Raw genomic sequence first — 17,117 nt, 5'->3', positions numbered from 1 at the left:
CAGCAGGCATCGGGAATTTTCGAAATTGATAGCGTTCAACGGAAGCTACATGGCGTTCGAGCCGCGTATTGAACCTTACCAGCGTGCCGACGATGTCGGTTATGCGGTCAGTGAATTCATGTGGTTCAAGGGCCGTCCCTTTTATCCGGTCTCCGCGCTCGTTCATGCGAAAATAGCCCATGTCAGGCTGTCTGCGGAAAAATGCGACGACGAGGACGAGGACAATATCGATATCCTCTTCCGTATGCCGATGGTGGCGGGCGGGCATTTTTTCGAGATCGTGCTGCGGTCGAACGAAGGCACGTCCTATGGGGGCTGGCTGTGGGGCGAGGAGCTGGAAATCCTCAACGAATTCGTCAACGGCTATCGTGTTCTGGCGGGCAAATTCGAGGACAGGCTGATCCGGTTCGAATATTCCAAGCGGTTTCAGCGGTATCGGACGGTCGAATCGCTGCCGGTGGAAAAATCCGTTTTCCTGATCCAGCGGGAGGCCAAACCCTATACGGGCAAGCAGGATTTGCCGGGGGGACTGGCACGGTGACCGCGGGATCTCTGTGTTCAGGGGACGCAGAGGCAGGACAGGGCTCAGCCGATGAGCGCGGCGGAAATGGCGTGCACGCATACCCGGCAAACTCGTGGTTTTCCGGCGGAACTGTTGAATATTTTAGTTTTATTCGTGTGGAAAATTATGATGCCCAATAGAAGTAATATGCGTCGCGGGCGGGTGTCATCGCAGCTTCTGGCGGTGCGTTGCGTCTCCGCTGATGGCGTGCTTTCCCGCGTTGAAAGCGCGGAGGGTGAAGCGCCGCCGCCGGTTCACAATGACAGGCTTTATGTTGTCGGCGAAACCGATCCGGCGGCGATTTTCGCGCCACGTCCGATGCCGGACCGGGCGGGGGACGAGGCCGCCTGCGGAACGGAAATCCGCAACACGGTCGTCGATGCCGATATACGGGTGGCGAAATGGGGCTGGGCGGTGCTGGCGATAGCCCATTGCTGGCTGATCTATTTCATGGTTCAGAATCTCGGCTGAGACCTTCGCACATACCGTGTCGCCCCTTCAGCCGGTCTCGCCGATGCCGTGCAGAACCATTGCCGCCGCGCCGAAGGCCACAGGGTCGGTCGCCACGACGTCCGGCAGCAGGATTTGCGGCTGGATGACCTCGGCGCCGTTGAAGGGGTCGGAAACCTCGTAATCCAGCCATTGCACCAGCTTCTCGCGGACGATTCGCGGTAAAGTGCCGCCGACATAGATGGCGGTGGGCGCCAGCACGGCGCTGACGGCAAAACCAAGGCGGGCGACCTGCGGTCCGGCACGGTCCAGCCATGCATCGAGCACGGCGGCATTGCGCGCGAGATAGTCGGTCCAGACATCGGGCGCCCGCCCGGAGGGTTTTTCGCCCATATGCTCAAGGCACCAGGCCGCCAGATCTTCGAAGGAGGGCCGGGAGCCTCCCCGGCCGCGCAGGGCGCCGATCTCGCCGGCATTGCCGAGATAACCGCGATAAAGTTCGTTCCTGATGATGATGCCGCCGCCGATGCCTTCGGACAGGTAGAGATAGGCGAAGTTCGCATGTCCCGCCTGGTTGCCAAGCGTGAGTTCGCCCATGGCGGCCGCATTGGCGTCGTTTTCAATGATCACCGGGCAGCGAAGTGCTTCGCGCAGCATGGCGGAAAGGTCGGAACCCGCCCAGGAAATCACCTCCTCGGCAAGGTCGAGCGACATCGCCTGCTTGCGGAAACGGGTGGGCATGGCGATGGCCGCGCCGATCAGGTCGCCCCGGTCGATCGCGTTTTTGGAAAGCAGTTCGCCGGATCCGTCCTGAAGCGCGCGCTGGACATCGGAAAAGGCTTCATAGGAGCCACGCATCTGCAATTCGCCGACGATTTCCCCGCCGAAATTCAGCAGCGTCAGCATCACCGAATAACGATTGACATGGGCGCCGAGCGCGTAACCGACATTTTTCCTGAGGCTGAGATCGATATGCGGTGCGCCGCGGCCCTCCTGCCGGCGTGCTCCTTCCTCGATGATACCGCGTTCCAGAAGGTTGCGGGTCATCATGCTGACGGCGGCGGGCGTAACGCTGCAATATTCGGCAAGCTCCACCCGGGAGGCCGAGCCCTTGCGCCGGATATAGCCAAGCAGCGCGCCCTGCGTTGCACCGATACCTGAAAGCCCGCCGTTTCTTTTCTCAGCCAAAGGTCCGCTCTCCCCGCTTTGTCACCGGAAATGTCATAAAGCTGTAAATTAAGCAACTTAATTAAATAATAAGCTTCAACGGGAACGGATCACATGTTCAAGTCTCTCTCCTTGGCGGCAACGGTGGCGCTCGGCGCGCTTTTGCCCGCCATTGCCTTTGCCGAAGATATCAACATCAAGCTCTGGACGCTTGCGGACAAGAATGCGCCCGCTCGCATCACCAATATCGAGGCGGCGGCCGGTATCATGAACGCGCAGTTCAAGGCCGCCGGCGTCGACAAGCGTATCGTCATCGATACGAACAATAGCAGCGTGCAGGGATGGGACGCCTTCGCGCTCGATACGCTGAAGGCGTTTTCGGTGGGGCAGGGGCCGGATATCTACATTCTGCCGCATGAATGGATCGGCCAGTTCGCCCAGGACGGTTACGCGATGGCGATGGAAGACAGGATCGCCGCCACCCCCTGGGTCTATGGCGACATCCTGCCGGTGCTGTGGGATTCGGCCAAGGCCACCGACGGCAAGATTTACGGCATTCCGCAGGACGCCGAAATCCGCATGTTCTTCTATAACAAGGACATGCTGCGCAAGATCGGCAAGGACGAAGCCTTCATCGAAAGCCTGCCGGCCAGGGTCGATGCCGGAGAATTCACGCTCGACGATCTGACTGCGCTGTCCAAGGAGGTGGTCGACGGCAAGGCGGCGCAATATGGCATGCTGCATCGCCCGAATGTCGGGATCGACTATCTGATGGTGTTCCAGTCCTATGGCGTGAAGTTCATGGACGAAAAGACCGGCAAACTCGTCTTCCCAAAGGCGGAAATGGTCAAGGCGCTTGGCTGGTATGAGCGTAACGCCAAGCAGGGCGTCACCCCGGTCGACAATACCGCAATGAGCTGGGAGGCGATCCAGACGGCCTTCAAGCAGGAAAAGGCCTTCATCTTCCATCAGGGTGTGTGGGCCGTTGCCTGGCAGGTGGGCGACAAGAACGGCGCCACCTGGCCGACCGATGGTGCGGGATATTTCAACAAGATCGGCTGGATTTCCGCGCCGGCAGCCGAAAAGGGCGGCAAACCGGCCAACCTGTCGCATCCGCTGCTCTACACGCTCAACCCGAAAAGCGCCAATGCCGACCTCGCCGCCGATCTCGTGGCGCTGGCGACATTGCCCTATTTCAACAACGAACATGCCGTTACCTCCTATCACACGGCCATCAGCAACGCGCAGACCGCGATGCCGAAATACCGGGACAACTGGGTTCTTTCCGCCGCTTCGCCGATGATGAAGGACGCCAAGTTCGTGCCGAACCACACCAAGTTCGGCAGCTACAACAAGGTGCTGTTCAGCGGCCTGCAGGCGGTCGAGACCGGCAAGATGACGGCCGAACAGGCGGTGGATTTCATTGCCGACGAACTTGAGCTGCAATTCGGTGCGGAAATCGAAATCCGCGACGCCGCAAGCAACTGAGTTGCCTGAAACCATGCCGCCCGGTTCCGCCGGGCGGCTTTCCTGCGTTCCCACGGATATGTCGTGATGTCTCAATTCCAGCTCAGGGCACATCGCCCTGCCCGGCCGATCTTTTATCTCGCACCGGCTCTCGCTTTGCTCGGCGTGTTTTTCCTGGCCCCCATCGTCGTCAATCTGGTGATTGCCTTTACCGATATGGGCGCAAATCTGAAGGTCGGCAAATTCACGGTCGAGAATTTCCAGCGCATGGTACAGCGCGACGTGCGCCTGCCCGTCGTGCTGCTCACGACCTTCCTCTATGTCGGCGCGACGCTGTTCTTCTTCAATATCGGCCTTGGCGTGCTTCTGGCTGTGACAACCACGGCGATACCGGACCGGATCGGCAACGTCTTCCGTGGCCTTTGGCTTCTGCCGCGCATGAGCCCGGCCGTGCTTTACGGCGTGCTCTGGATCTGGATCGCCGATCCCACCTCGTCGGGTCTGCTCAACCAGTTCCTCGGTGCGGTCGGCGCACCGGCATTGAACCTGCGCAATGATTTTCCGCTGTTCCTGGTGGTGGTGGCCAATGGTGTCGTCGGCGCATCCTTCGCCATGGTCATCCTGACATCGTCGATACGCTCGATACCGTCGCATCTCGCCAATGCGGCGCGCGTCGACGGCGCCAGCGAATGGGGCGTGCTGCGCCATGTCGTCGCCCCGGCGCTTTCCGCACCGATCCGTTTCATCACGCTCTATCAGGCGCTGTCGCTGATGACGACCTATGAATATATCCTGCTGATCACCGGCGGCGGCCCGGTCTATGACTCAACCACCTATGCGCTCTATATCTATCGGCGTGCCTTCGAAAACGGCGCCTACGCCTATGGCGCAGCGCTTGCGCTCGGCCTGATGGCCATCGGCGTTGCCGTCACCCTCGTTCAATGGCGCCTCAGCAACATGCGCTCCACCTTTGCTCCCGCCAGGATCGAGGTGCTGTGATGACGCTTGTGCAAGCCTATGACCGGCGCGCCTCCGATCGGAAACCGGACTGGACGCATCTTGAACGACGCAGCCGTGCCCACCGCGCCGGCTTCCTTCCCGTCATCCTCCTGTTCCTGACGGTCGTTTCCGTCCCGGTTCTGCTGCCCTATCTCTGGCTGCTGGTGAAATCGCTGACGACATCCGACGACAATCTCAGCCGACTGGTTCTCTGGCGCAGCGGCGCAATCGCCGCTCTTGCCTATTGCGGGGCGATTGCGATCGCACTGGTGTCGGCGCGCCTGCGTCATCCCGTGCTGCTCTGGCTGGCGCTTGCCGCCGTTGTCGCGTCGCTGGTTTTCGTGCTGGTGTTGCCGCATCTGACCATCGAGAACTACAGCTTCCTGTGGAGCCGCGATATTGAAAAGACCGGCACCACCCGCATGGCGCTGATGCCGTCCGTCTGGACCGCCATGCGAAGTTCGCTGCTGTTTGCCGCCTCCCAGACGCTGATCGTCGCGCTGGTCGCCACGCCCGCCGCCTATGCGCTGTCGCGTTTTGCCTTTGCCGGGCGTGAAAATATCCTGCGCGGGCTCCTGCTGCTGCACGCCTTTCCGGCGCTGGCGCTCACCGTGGCGATCTTCGTGCAGCTGCATTACATGGGCCTGCTCAACAATCTCTTCGGCGTCGTGCTGGTCATGAGCGCGCTGGAGTTGCCCTTCGCGATCTTCGTTCTCAAGGGCTTCTTCGACAATGTTCCCTGGGACATCGAGATGAGCGCCGTCACCGATGGCGCGACCCGCTTCCAGGCCTTCCGCATGGTGGTTCTGCCGCAGGTCAGAAGCGGCCTGATTGCGGTTGCCACCTTCACCTTCCTGCGCGGCTGGGAAGAATATGTCTTCGTTCAGACCCTGCTCATCGAAAAAAGCCAGATGACGATGAGCCTCTATCTCTTCTTCGTGGCACAGGACAGCGTGGGCGTGAATTACGGCATGATCGCCGCTGTCGGCATCGTTTATCTGCTGCCTGTGCTGATCATCTACATCTTCACGCAGAAATACATCACCCAGATGAGTTTCGGCGGGATCAAAGGATAATCGCCATGGCCAGGATCACCCTCGACAACGTCACCAAAAGCTGGGGCGACACCCGGGTTCTGCAACCGATGACACTGTCGATCGAAGATGGCGAATTCGTCGCCGTTCTCGGCCCGTCCGGATGCGGAAAATCGACCACGCTTTTCCTGCTGGCCGGGCTTTATGCCCCGACCGGCGGGGAGATCGCCTTTGACGGTCACAACGTCAACCGCATCGACGCGCGCGACCGCAATGTCGGCATCGTTTTCCAGTCCTATGCGCTTTATCCCAATCTGACGGTGCGGGAGAACATCGCCTTTCCGTTGCGCTTTAAAAATGTTCCGCGCGATGAGGCGGCGCGGCGGGTGGAGGAAGCGGCAAACCTCGTCCAGATCACCGCCCTGCTTGACCGGCGGCCGTCGCAGCTTTCCGGCGGCCAGCAGCAGCGCGTGGCGCTGGCCCGGGCGCTGGTCAAGGAGCCGAATATCCTTTTGCTGGACGAGCCGCTCTCCAACCTCGATGCGACGTTGCGCATCACCATGCGGGCCGAGCTGAAAAGCCTGCAGAAGCGGCTGAAGATCACGACGCTGATCGTCACCCATGACCAGATCGAAGCGATCACCATGGCCGACAGGATCATCTGCATGAACAACGGCGCCATTGCCCAGATCGGCACGCCCGACGATCTTTACCGCCGGCCGGACAATCTGTTCGTCGCCGGTTTCATCGGCACGCCGCCGATGAACCTCCTGAAGGGGCGGGCGGAGCGTGAAGAACTGCGCATCGATGACGCGCGGCTCCGCCTCAATGCCCGCTGCGATGGCGATATCACCTTCGGATTGCGTCCCGAGGATATCGCGCTCGTCAAACCCGCCGAAGCACGGCTTGAAGGCGAGGTCGCCGCCGTCGAGCCGATGGGGCGCGAGGTTTTTTATACGATCGACTCGTCGGCGGGCATGGTTCATGCGCTGGAATATGGCGAGACGGTGAGACACGCGCCGGGTGAGCGGGTCGGCCTCGCCTGCGCACCCGCCCTGACGCTGGTTTTCGATGCCGCCGGCAATCGTATTGCCGGGCTGCACGCCGATCTTTCGCACCATTCGACCATTCCGGCGCGCGCGCCGGAGCTCGTAAACTGACAGGATGACCCATGCCCAAAATCGTTTCCCACCGCGGCGCGAACCGGTTCGCACCCGAAAATACCTTTGCTGCCGCCGACCTCGCCTTGCAGCAGGGTGCTGATTACATCGAGCTTGATGTGCGCGAGAGCGCCGATGGCGTGCTTTATGTCTTTCACGACGAAACGCTCGATCGTACCACAAACGGCACGGGACCGATCGGCCATGCCCTGTCGAGCGAAATCGATGCGCTGGATGCCGGCGGCTGGTTTGGCGAAAGCTTCAAGGGGGCAGTGGTGCCGCGTCTCGATGCCTATCTTAGCCATCTGCGCGGCCGCTGCGGCGTTTATATCGAGCTGAAATATTGCGATCCCGTCAAGGTCGTTGCACTGGTGCGGGATCTCGGCATGGCGCGCGATACGTTCTTTTTCTCCTTTTCGGAGGAGATGCGCCGGGGATTGCAGGCGGCCGCGCCGGAATTTCGCAAGATGATGACGCTCGACATCGCCAGATCGCCCTCGCTGGCGGCGGCGGTTCACCATGCCTCGATCATCGAGATCACGCCGGCGCAGATGCGCAGGCCGGGCCTTGTCGAGGCATGCCGCAAGGCCGGTCTCGACGTCATGGTTTATTATGGCGGCGATGACGTCGACCTTCATAATGAGATCGCATTGGCCGGAGTAGACTACGCCAATATCGACCGCCCTGACCTGTTCGATATGGCGCGCCGAACAACACGGCTGCCTGAACTTGCGTAATCTTTTATCCCTGGAGATGATGACATGAGCAATCTTATTGGTACGGGTTTCAACGCCGGTTCGGACGACGGCGAACTGGCCACGCTTGAAAACGATCTGCGCGCATTGGCCGAGATCGGCTGCGATACCGTCGAAATCGCTGCGACCAGCCTCGACATGATCGCCGGCGGCCGTATCATCGAGGAGCGCGCCGACCGTTTCGTGGCGCTCGTGAAGGCGTTCGATTTCCGCTACACCGTGCATGGCCTGGTTTCGTCGAATTTCATGGATCCCGTGACCTGCCGTTACCAGATCGATGCCGCCAAGGCGCTCGCTGTTCTCTGCGACCGCATCGGCGCCGGCATTCTCGTCCAGCATGGCGGCGCCTTGCGTGCCGACCAGATTGCCGAACGCGCCGATGCCGATGCCCGCGAGCGGGAAGCGCTGTTCGAACTTGGCGAATTCTGCAAGCCCTATGGCGTGCGTATCGCGCTTGAGAATATCTTCACCACCGAGCCTGGCCAGTATCGCCAGACCCCGGCCGAGGTGGCAGCGACGGTGAAGGCCGTCGGTCACGACAATGTCGTGGCGTTGATCGATTTCAGCCATGCCTATCTGGAATCCACCTATCGTGGCCTCGATTTTCGCCAACAGCTGCGCGCGATGGCGCCCGTTGCCGGCCATCTGCATGTGCACGATTCCTTTGGCCGGCCGCAGGGATTTTACGAGCCCTATTTCACGCAGGAAAATACCGCGCTCGGCATTGGCGACCTGCACATGCCGCTCGGCTGGGGTGATATCGAATGGGAAAGCATCTTCTCTGAACTGACCTTCCTGCCGGACACCGTGCTGATGATGGAAATCGGCCGTCGTTACCGCGCCGAACAGCCGGCAAGCCTGGAAACGGCGCGGCACCTCATGTCGCTTTATGCCGCACGGACGCAGCTTGCGGCCGAGTGAGGCGGCTAAACAGCGGCAGCCCCAAGGGCTGACGCCTGAAACGCCGGCAGTTCTGGACGCGACTGCCGGCGTTTTTATCAGGCGGCCCAGTCCGACAGCGAATAGGCCCTGATATAGTCGATCATCATCTGCGAACCGTCGCTGAAATCATCGGCGGAAGGTGTTCCCGCCATGCCGCCGACGGCGAGGTTGACCACCATATACATGGGGTTGTGCATATCGTCCGGCGTATCCGTCTGGGCGACGGCGACATCGTCGAAATACCAGGTGATGTGTTCGGCGTCCCACAACACGCCGTAGGTGTGAAACCCGTCCGTGCTCGGTACGCTGACATTGTTGATGACCGACGTCTGCTCGCCGGTGGCGTTGGAATGGGTGGACATGATGAGCGTGTTCGGGTTCTGGCCGCGCATTTCGATGACATCGAGTTCCGGCGGCCAGGATCCGTCTTCCGGCAGAAGCCAGAAGGCCGGCCAGGCCCCCTGATCGGTCGGCATATCGGCGCGGATTTCGAAATAGCCATAGGTCTGGCTGAAGGAGGAATAGGTGTTTAGCATGCCCGACGTATAGTCGTACCCCTCGACCTCATCGGCGATCGATTGCGGGGTTTCGGCAGCGGTGATGGTCAGGACGCCGTTTTCCACGCTGAAGGGATTGACCTCGGACGTGCCGGCATAAGAGGGGTTTATGTACCATTGCGCCTCGCCATTCGTCGTCAGCGAGCTGCCTTTTTCCGGCGCCCACCAATATTTGGCGTCCCAGGTTCCCTGATCGCCATTACGCAGCGACAGCGCGTCAAATTCGTCCGCGAAGGTCTGGGTCAGGGTTGACCGGTCGAGGCTGAGTTCGAACTGGCTGGCCTGAAGATCGTCTATGGTCGTTCCGGCCAGAACGACGGCCTCGCCATTCGAAAAATTCAGCCACAGATCATCGCCCTGCTGCGTGGCGCTGCTCACGAGCTGGTCGAAGGATGTGATGTCATAACCGTTGAGCCGGATCGTGTCGTCGGCGCCGAAATCCATGATGAGGTCGGTGCCGTTGCCTTTGGTGAAAACAAAGGTATCCGCACCGCCGCCGCCGATCAGCACATCATTGCCGGCGCCGCCATCGATAGTCTGGCTGCCCGACCCGCCGGTGATGATATTGTCGAGCGAATTCCCGAAAGCATAACGGCCATCGCCCGTCACCCTGAGATTTTCGAAATTGTCCGGCAGGGTATAGCTCATCCATGTGTCGATGGTATCGATGCCTTCACCGGCATTTTCGACGGCGCGGTTGATGCTGGAATAAAGATAATAAATATCGTCGCCCGTGCCGCCCGCCATCGTTACATTGACGGCACTGTCACCCCACATGGAATCATTGCCGGCCGTGCCGGTAAGCAACGGGCCGGAGCCCGTGGCGGAGAAAAATCCTGTGGAACTGCCGCTGTAATAAAGCGTGTCTCCAAGCGCATTCACCACTGTCCGGGCCATGGCCGTCTCCTGTCCGTTAGCGTTGGGTTTCGCTCCTCCTGCAAGACAGCCTAACAGGGCAAAAAGCCTCCTGTTAGGGCCAGAAATGAGGGGTACGTTCCATTCCGGAAGGGCAGGTGAAGACTGTTCCTATGTAATGAAACAGAGCGCGGTTGTCACATGTGGTGGTTACCGCTGGTTCTTGAGGTCGTCTTGTTCTTCATCATCACGAACGATCAGCCTTTGCCGTTTTAGGTTCGTGTATTCAACATAGTCTGCCGCACACTCTTTCCTAGGCGAATGAATGGCTGTTCGATAAAGTGATAGGTGAGAATGCTTAGTATGATGGTGGCGACAAACAAGCTGACAATATACGCGCCAGACCGGATTAGAGCGTCCTCCAGCCCAAAAACCGTGATCATCTCCATCAATATTGGGTGCGTTATATAGAGAGAATAGCTGATGACACCCATGTAGGTGAGGGAAGGAAACTCCAGTTTGTCGAACCACGCCAGCGTACTCAGAAAGAGAATGATCGCTGCCGCATGAGTGATGATGATCGAGTTGAAATTCTCAAATTTTGTATCTGTTCCGTATAAGAACAATACATAATGAATATATCCCCGAAGTATAATTCCGCCCATCAGCAGGACGATGATCAGTTTAAGCCAGCCGTCGACAAGGCGCCCCTGATCGATCTGTGTTTTCCGGATCGTCGAACCCAGGAACATAAATCCTATAAGAATGATTTTATCGCCTGCGGCGACCGGCTGGCCCATTATCTGGAAAATTGAAATTATGATGGATAAACAAGCGCATAAAATTGCGGCCTGTCGGGTGATCGTCAAGTTCAGCGGCCCTGCGCACACATATATGATGACGACAGTCACGTAGAACAGGACTTCATAAGCCAAGGTCCAGTAGATATCGAGGACCCGATGGGATGCCAGAAAATCAGGAATCATCGTCATGTTTGCGAGCACATCATATATTGATAGTGGGTTTCCCGCATAAAAACGAAGGAACAGCGCGGCCGTAAGAGATGCCCAGAATAACGGGTAAAGCCTGAAAACGCGGCTTATGACGAAACCCGCAATCGGATTTTGCTTTGGAAAGCTGAAAGGGACGACGTAACCGCTGATTATGAAGAAAAGAATCACGCCAAAACGGCCAAAATTGAGATAGTCTCCGGCTATGACATTCTTGAAAGTAATATCTACCCAAGAATTTTGAACTATGTCGCTCCGATTGATGAGTGAATGGGCCGACAGATGGTAAAAAATGACGGATAGTGCTGCAATGCCACGTAATTGGTCAATGCTTGTGAGGCGCGTTTTCTCAATCATTTCAATCTCTATATGTGAATAAAATTTCGTAAAAAAACAATTTATGCGTATTATTTAAAATTAACTCAGTTTACCGATCACCGCAATCTGGCTTTGTTTCCTCCTGGCGCTTAGTTTTTTAAGCACCGCGAGCGGGAATGCCGGATAATCCCGATAGCCGGGTGAGCGCGTTTTTCAGAAAAAGCCTGAAGTCGAGATCGATAAACGCATATCCAAGCGCAAGTCCGATATGCGCCATAAAGACGGGGTTTGAATTCAGTTCCTCGAATTGATAGCCAATAATCACTCCAATCGCCGAGTAGAGGAAAAAGCCGACTTTTCGTTTCCTGAAGACGGTATAGACAAGTGCAAAAGCGCTTAGCAGGCAAAACCCTATGCCTGATGTATAGGCGGTGGCGAGAAAGCCGTTATGAGGCGTGCCTATGCCCGATATTCCCGACAACTCCTGGTCTCGAGCGCTGAACCCAATTCCTAGCGGGTGATTGATCATCACCTCGAAGCCCCCGGTAATCGTCGTCCATCGTTCCTGTGCATTGTCAGTGCTGCGGTTGTCCTCGAGAAAGCGTTTGGAAAAGGCTTGCTCCGCAAAATCGAGCGCCCCGAAAGGTAAAACGGCGGCAATGATAAGCGCCGACAATGCAAAGCCGAAATAGGTGCTGAACAGCATGCGGATGGAAAAATTTCTGAGGTAAAAATAAAGCCCGATCGCGAAAACGGCGAATACACCTGACCTGTTGAGAGTCAATGTGAAGCTGGCCAAATAGATAAGCAAGAACACGGCGAAGAATGCTGGACGCCGGTAGCGCTCGGCAAGATAGGCAGCCGCGGCACCGGCCAGAGCGAAGGCCGGTCCCGCCATGTTGCCTGCAGACCAGATCCCCCCGGCCTTTTCGATGCGCAAAAACATGGCGCTCATTTCACCTTTTGCTGCGGCCTCCAGAACTGCGGCTTCGTCGAACTGGAAGGAAAGCCCGAGCGAGGCGAGCCGGTCATGAATAACACTGTCCAGAAAAAGAAGGATAATTACCACAAGGAAGCCCGCGGATATTCCCCAGCAGAAAACGTCCAGAAGCTTCTCCTTGAACAGCATGTAGGTGAAGAACAGAAAATAGACTGCGTAGAAATAGGTTAGTGCCGTGGGATAAAATTCGCCATCACCGCGGGCATCCGCAAAAAGAGCGGTGAGGACAAACAAGACCGTGAGTGGGAGCAGATAAAGTAGAATGATCGACGGTGTGAGACAGCGGATGTAGAGAAGGGCGACGGCGGGCAGCGTCGTCAATACCAGCATGTCGGTAATGTTGAGAAAGCGCAGCCCTATATTGCTGGTTACGATATTACACTGGATGAAGAAGCCCATAAAAAAAACGAAGAGGGCGAGAACGATGCCGGGAAGATTGACCGTCTTTGATGGGTAAAAGGGCATCGCCATGACGAAACCCGGCAATTGAAACTGGTGCGATGCCGCCATGTTTGCGCTTCTGGTCATTCGCGGCCTGTGTCTTTCACTGCCGGACCTTTGATCGGCCCTGTTGGAAGGGTGTCATCACCATGAGGCAAAGGGATGACGGCGATGGATAGTGGTTCTGATAACCTTGCCGCGCAAGGGATTTTATGTCCTGGTCAGTCGCTCAGATTGCCTTTCGGCAAGGGACCCTCGGTGGCGATGATCCGCTGGATATAAAGCGGCTCATCGGAACTCGGCGGGCTGATGCCAAAGGCCGGATAGATATGCAGATACAAATCGAAGCCGTCGGGGTTGAGATCGGGATCGATTTTGATCTCATTGGCGGTAGCCCACATCCAGCCACTGCTGCCGGCGGCTTCCGCCCCGCCGAATTGCAGGGCGGACATATTGATGGTGTGAGAAATGCCGCCGCTTTTTACGATCAGCATGATAAAGGGCAGGCGCTGGCCCTCGGAATGTCTATAAAGTATCGCAAAAGAAATCGTCTTGCCGATCATGGCGGCCGCCTCCGGGCCGCGGAAGTAGTGAAGCAATCCGACTGCTTGGTTGCCATTGGCGCGCAGGGCGAGGCTGTACGCGAAGGCGGGGGAAAAGGTCACGTCGGTGGCTTTGACAGCGGAGCCGGACGCACTCAAACCCCAGCCTGCGGGCAAAAGGCCTGACCAGTCGGTGAAATCGCCATTGGCAATGAGATTGGTCGTGGGAAGTTTCGGCCAGCAGGGGGTCTCGAAGCTGGTGCCGGGTGCTGCCGCCAGAAAGGCGCTGAACAGGCTCTGGGCGACGAGCCCGGCGCCGGCATCGTTCGGATGGATATTGTCGCGGTAAAGCGCCACGTCCTTGTTCCTGGCCATGAAGGCCGCATGGGTATCCACCAGGGTGAGACCGGGATGTGCCCGGGCGACATCGAGTATCGCCTGGTAGACCTTGTCGTAACCATTGTCGTGCCGCCAAGGGTTTTGGGTGGTGATAAGCTGGGCTACGCCAGGCCATCGCCACGCCGTCATGCCCAACGGCCCGAGCAGGGTGGCGCGTCCGGAGCTCAGAATGCCGCCCGGCGCCTCGAAACTTTGCATATTGTGGCCTTGATGCATGATGCACAGATCCGGGCGCGGAATTTTCAATGCATTTGCTCTGTGATCCGCCAGCATAAAGCCGGCCATGCCGCCTGGCAGGGCGGCGAGATAGACCGTGATCGTCGGGCCGGCGCCGGTGCGCAACCGGACCGGATCGGCATAAGCTTTCGGCCCGGTGGGCGCGCTTGTCTGCCATTCAGCCCAACGATAAAGGACGACATTTGCGTTGTGCAGATCGCCAAGCATCATTGCGAATTGATGAAACGGTCCCGAATCGGCATAGGCGGTACTGTCGGCATTTATGAAGATGGTTGTGTTCTGACCCGCGATCAGGCGCGCGCGTAACGGTGAAAACGCGTTCAGCGACGGAACCGTGCGGCTGGGGGGAACGAGGCCGAGGGAAACACCGATCATGCCGGCACCTCTTCCGTTCCGCTCACATATATGCATAAGTTGTGTTTACGCCATGTCATCGTTCGTTCTCCTGGTCAGGCCTCAGGATAACCCCGCTGGAAAACAGGGGGAAAAGCCGCAGGGATCGCGACGACGGTCGGCATATGAATTGAGTGTCACGATTTTTTCTTCAATTGTCGTTAAAATATAAAAATAGAATATTTTTTCTTTTATTGGGCGCGGATTGAATATTGTCTTCCGCACAAAGGGTTCAATGTCAGGTTTTTTCATTACGAGCAAGGATTTCTTTTCCGCAACGAAGTTTCCGGTGAAGACATTCCTTCTGCAGACAGCCATTTTGTTTTTTGTGACGGGCGCTTTCTTCATGCCCGCAGCGGCGGGCAATAGCGCCGCCTGCGCTTCCTTGCGCCGCCGGTGATGCCATGACATCCGCTCTTTTCGTCAGCCATACCGGGGAGAAGGGTGGCGCTGAACTTTTCCTGACGGATATCGTCAAGGCCGGGCCGCAGTCCTGGCGGGCCTGTTTTCTGAGCGGCGGTGCGGCGGTGCAGGATCTGGCGGCTTCCGGGCGGCCGCCGGTCATGTTGTCCGCCGGTGAAAAGATGCTGTCGATCCGCCGCGATTCCTCCGTCGGCGTGCTGCTGCGCGGCGCGGCCGATGTGATGGCTGTCGCCTGGCAATTGAGCCGCCGGGCAAAAGACTATGACGTGATCTGCGCCAATTCGCAAAAGGCGCTTTTCGTCTGTGCGCTGGCGGCAAAGCTCAGCGGCCGCCCGCTCGTCTGGATTTTGCACGATATCGTCACGGATCCGGCCTTCAGTGCCGTCAATCGCCGTGCTTCTCTGGCATTTGCGCGCCTTTTCGCCAAGCTGGTCGCCGTCAATTCCGGAGAGACCGGCCGGGCCTTCATCGAGGCTGGCGGCGAGGCTGAAAAGGTCCGTATCGTCTATAACGGTTTCGATCCCGCCAGGGGGGAGCTCCATGATCCCGGCAAGGCGGCGCGGTTGCGCGCAGAGCTCGGCCTTGGCCCGGCCCCGCTCATCGGCCTGTTTGGCCGGTTGAGCGAATGGAAAGGGCAGCATGTTTTTCTGGAAGCCGTTGCGGCAATGGAGGGTGTTCAGGCCATCATCGTTGGCGGCGCGCTTTTCGGGCAGGAAGAGTATGAGGCAAGTATCCGCCGGCAGGCATCCCGTCTCGGTCTCGATGATCGCGTCCGTTTCCTCGGTTTCCGCTCCGACGTGCCGGAACTGATGGCGGCGACGGATGTGGTTGCCCACACGTCGATCGTCGCCGAACCCTTCGGCCGGGTGGTGGTGGAGGCGATGATGTGCGGACGGCCGGTCGTTGCGACAAGCGGCGGCGGCGTGACCGAGATCATTCGCGACGGCGAGACGGGCCTTCTGGTGCCGCCGGGCAATGCAGCCGCGCTGGCTGCGGCGCTCGGCTGCATCCTTTCGCATCCGGCCCTTGCGCAAAGGCTGGCGCAGGCGGGGCGGGAGGATGTGAGCCGGCGTTTCTCGCTCGAGGAGACCTGCCGGGCGGTTTCCGTACTGCTGTCGGAAGCAGCATGAGGTTGGCTTGATGTTCGATCGGGGCGGAAAACAAAGGCAGGCGGAAGGGGCGGAATGCGCATTCTCGTAAACATGCCGAGTCAATATGGCGGCAAGGCCTCGGGTGTCGCCCGTGTGATCTTCAGCCTGCTGGAGCGGTTGCTGCATCAGACCGATCATCATTATATTCTGCGCTCGCCCTGGACGCGGGCGCAATTGCCTGAAAGTCTGCGCGACAGTCGTCTTCAGCTGATGGAGACACCGCGGCCGCGGATCATGGTTTTTGATGTGGTGCGGCAGGCCGCAATGCTGCCGGTCCTTTGCCGCCTCCAGGGCATCGACGTGGTGTTTAATGCCGATCCTTTCGGCAGTCCGCTCGGCGGCAGACGGCGCATTACCCTCGTTCACGACCTTTATTTCAAGACCATTCCGAAGCAGATCGGCTGGCGCGCGGCCTTGACGACCGACATCATCTTCCGCCTGATGATGGCCGGCTCGGACCGGATCAGCTGCGTGTCCGATGCGACGCGCCATGATCTGTCATGTTTTTATCCCGCCGCCGCCGGCAAAAGTGTCACCATTCATTCCGACAGCACGTTGACGATGGACGTCGGGGCCTTGAATGAGGTGCGGCCGGTCGCAGGCCCCTATATATTGGCGGTCGGCAATGCGACGTCCAACAAGAATTTCTCCCTTCTGGGCAAGGCCTTCGCACGGCTTGGCAGGGCGATGCCGGACCTACATGTCGTCCATGTGGGCCGCGACGACGCGGAAGAAATTGCCGGCATGCTGGATGATCCGGAACTGAAGGCCCGTCTGGTGCGGCTTTCCGGCATAAACGACCGGCAATTGGCCACGCTTTACCGTCATGCCGCGTGTCTCTGCGTGCCTTCGACCTATGAAGGCTTTTGCCTGCCGGTGCTCGAGGCACAACAACTGGGGTGCCCCGTTATTTGCTCCGACCGCTCGGCGACCCCTGAGATTGCCGGCAACGGGGCGCTCACCTTCGATCCCGCTGATCCGGACAGCCTCGTCTCTGCGCTCGAGCGGCTTTTCCAGGAGCCGGGGCTTGCGGATACACTTCGCAAGGCGGGGTACGAAAACCGCAAGCTCTATTCCTGGCACAGGGCGGCAGAAAGTTATGCGCAGCTTTTTGCCGAGCGGACCTAGCGCGAGCAGGTGCGTTTGCCGGTGGCGGAACGACCAGCCGCTTTATCTTTCTGACAAAATCCCGGCGCTTGACGTGAACCGGCAATGGATGGCTTTGCCCGTCATCGGAACAGTTCGATTTTTAGAT

Annotated in this window: 16 protein-coding genes; 10 read left to right on the top strand and 6 right to left on the bottom strand. The window is 58.5% G+C overall.

Going from position 1 to position 17,117, the window contains the following annotated elements; translation table 11 throughout:
- Positions 1–49: 49 nt before the first annotated feature.
- Positions 50–541 (top strand): hypothetical protein, encoded by a 492-nt coding sequence (locus tag ACI2KA_RS23170; protein WP_404504812.1) that lies wholly within the window; start codon positions 50–52, stop codon positions 539–541.
- A gap of 150 nt (positions 542–691) precedes the next feature.
- Positions 692–1,033: a hypothetical protein gene (locus ACI2KA_RS23165; RefSeq protein WP_404504811.1), complete on the top strand. Its 342-nt coding sequence runs from the start codon at positions 692–694 to the stop codon at positions 1,031–1,033.
- Between the two features lie 27 nt (positions 1,034–1,060).
- On the opposite strand, the gene ACI2KA_RS23160 is transcribed toward ACI2KA_RS23165, so the two are convergent.
- Entirely contained in the window at positions 1,061–2,200 is a 1,140-nt protein-coding gene (locus ACI2KA_RS23160; protein ID WP_404504810.1) for an ROK family protein, read from the bottom strand.
- Between the two features lie 93 nt (positions 2,201–2,293).
- On the opposite strand from ACI2KA_RS23160, the gene ACI2KA_RS23155 reads away from it, so the two are divergent.
- The 6 genes from ACI2KA_RS23155 to ACI2KA_RS23130 all read left to right on the top strand — a co-directional run bounded on the left by ACI2KA_RS23155 (position 2,294) and on the right by ACI2KA_RS23130 (position 8,515).
- Complete coding sequence (locus ACI2KA_RS23155; RefSeq protein WP_404504809.1) at positions 2,294–3,667, top strand: ABC transporter substrate-binding protein; 1,374 nt, start codon at positions 2,294–2,296, stop codon at positions 3,665–3,667.
- A gap of 66 nt (positions 3,668–3,733) precedes the next feature.
- Positions 3,734–4,645, top strand: coding sequence for a carbohydrate ABC transporter permease (locus ACI2KA_RS23150; RefSeq protein ID WP_404504808.1), 912 nt, complete (start codon positions 3,734–3,736; stop codon positions 4,643–4,645).
- Complete coding sequence (locus tag ACI2KA_RS23145; protein ID WP_404504807.1) at positions 4,645–5,721, top strand: carbohydrate ABC transporter permease; 1,077 nt, start codon at positions 4,645–4,647, stop codon at positions 5,719–5,721. The genes ACI2KA_RS23150 and ACI2KA_RS23145 overlap by 1 nt, the downstream gene beginning before the upstream one ends.
- 5 nt (positions 5,722–5,726) lie before the next feature.
- Positions 5,727–6,839: an ABC transporter ATP-binding protein gene (locus ACI2KA_RS23140; RefSeq protein ID WP_404504806.1), complete on the top strand. Its 1,113-nt coding sequence runs from the start codon at positions 5,727–5,729 to the stop codon at positions 6,837–6,839.
- A gap of 11 nt (positions 6,840–6,850) precedes the next feature.
- The gene (gene ugpQ / locus ACI2KA_RS23135) at positions 6,851–7,576 is read left to right on the top strand and encodes a glycerophosphodiester phosphodiesterase (protein ID WP_404504805.1); all 726 of its coding nucleotides are present in this window, start codon (positions 6,851–6,853) and stop codon (positions 7,574–7,576) included.
- Between the two features lie 24 nt (positions 7,577–7,600).
- A complete protein-coding gene (locus ACI2KA_RS23130) occupies positions 7,601–8,515 on the top strand; it encodes a TIM barrel protein (protein WP_404504804.1) in 915 nt (304 codons plus the stop codon).
- 77 nt (positions 8,516–8,592) lie between these two features.
- Here the strand turns inward: ACI2KA_RS23130 and ACI2KA_RS23125 are convergent, their stop codons facing one another.
- The 5 genes from ACI2KA_RS23125 to ACI2KA_RS23105 form a co-directional block, all read right to left on the bottom strand.
- Positions 8,593–9,990 carry a family 16 glycosylhydrolase gene (locus ACI2KA_RS23125; protein WP_404504803.1) on the bottom strand — a complete coding sequence of 466 codons (1,398 nt, stop codon included), beginning with the start codon at positions 9,988–9,990 and terminating at the stop codon, positions 8,593–8,595.
- Between the two features lie 230 nt (positions 9,991–10,220).
- Positions 10,221–11,315: an acyltransferase family protein gene (locus ACI2KA_RS23120; RefSeq protein WP_404504802.1), complete on the bottom strand. Its 1,095-nt coding sequence runs from the start codon at positions 11,313–11,315 to the stop codon at positions 10,221–10,223.
- A gap of 118 nt (positions 11,316–11,433) precedes the next feature.
- On the bottom strand, positions 11,434–12,804 hold the full coding sequence (locus ACI2KA_RS23115; RefSeq protein ID WP_404504801.1) for an O-antigen ligase family protein: 1,371 nt from the start codon (positions 12,802–12,804) through the stop codon (positions 11,434–11,436).
- Between the two features lie 134 nt (positions 12,805–12,938).
- The gene (locus ACI2KA_RS23110) at positions 12,939–14,270 is read right to left on the bottom strand and encodes an SGNH/GDSL hydrolase family protein (protein ID WP_404504800.1); all 1,332 of its coding nucleotides are present in this window, start codon (positions 14,268–14,270) and stop codon (positions 12,939–12,941) included.
- Positions 14,271–14,351: 81 nt separating this feature from the next.
- On the bottom strand, positions 14,352–14,699 hold the full coding sequence (locus ACI2KA_RS23105) for a hypothetical protein (protein WP_404504799.1): 348 nt from the start codon (positions 14,697–14,699) through the stop codon (positions 14,352–14,354).
- Here ACI2KA_RS23105 and ACI2KA_RS23100 point away from each other — a divergent pair.
- Entirely contained in the window at positions 14,693–15,841 is a 1,149-nt protein-coding gene (locus ACI2KA_RS23100) for a glycosyltransferase family 4 protein (RefSeq protein WP_404504798.1), read from the top strand. The two genes, ACI2KA_RS23105 and ACI2KA_RS23100, sit on opposite strands and share 7 nt — an antisense overlap.
- Positions 15,842–15,895: 54 nt before the next feature.
- Positions 15,896–16,990 (top strand): glycosyltransferase family 4 protein, encoded by a 1,095-nt coding sequence (locus ACI2KA_RS23095; protein ID WP_404504797.1) that lies wholly within the window; start codon positions 15,896–15,898, stop codon positions 16,988–16,990.
- Positions 16,991–17,117 lie beyond the last annotated feature (127 nt).

It is taken from the genome of Agrobacterium sp. NPDC089420 (genome assembly GCF_044900305.1).
GTDB lineage: Bacteria > Pseudomonadota > Alphaproteobacteria > Rhizobiales > Rhizobiaceae > Agrobacterium.
This window is presented reverse-complemented; position numbering and strand designations above follow the sequence as displayed.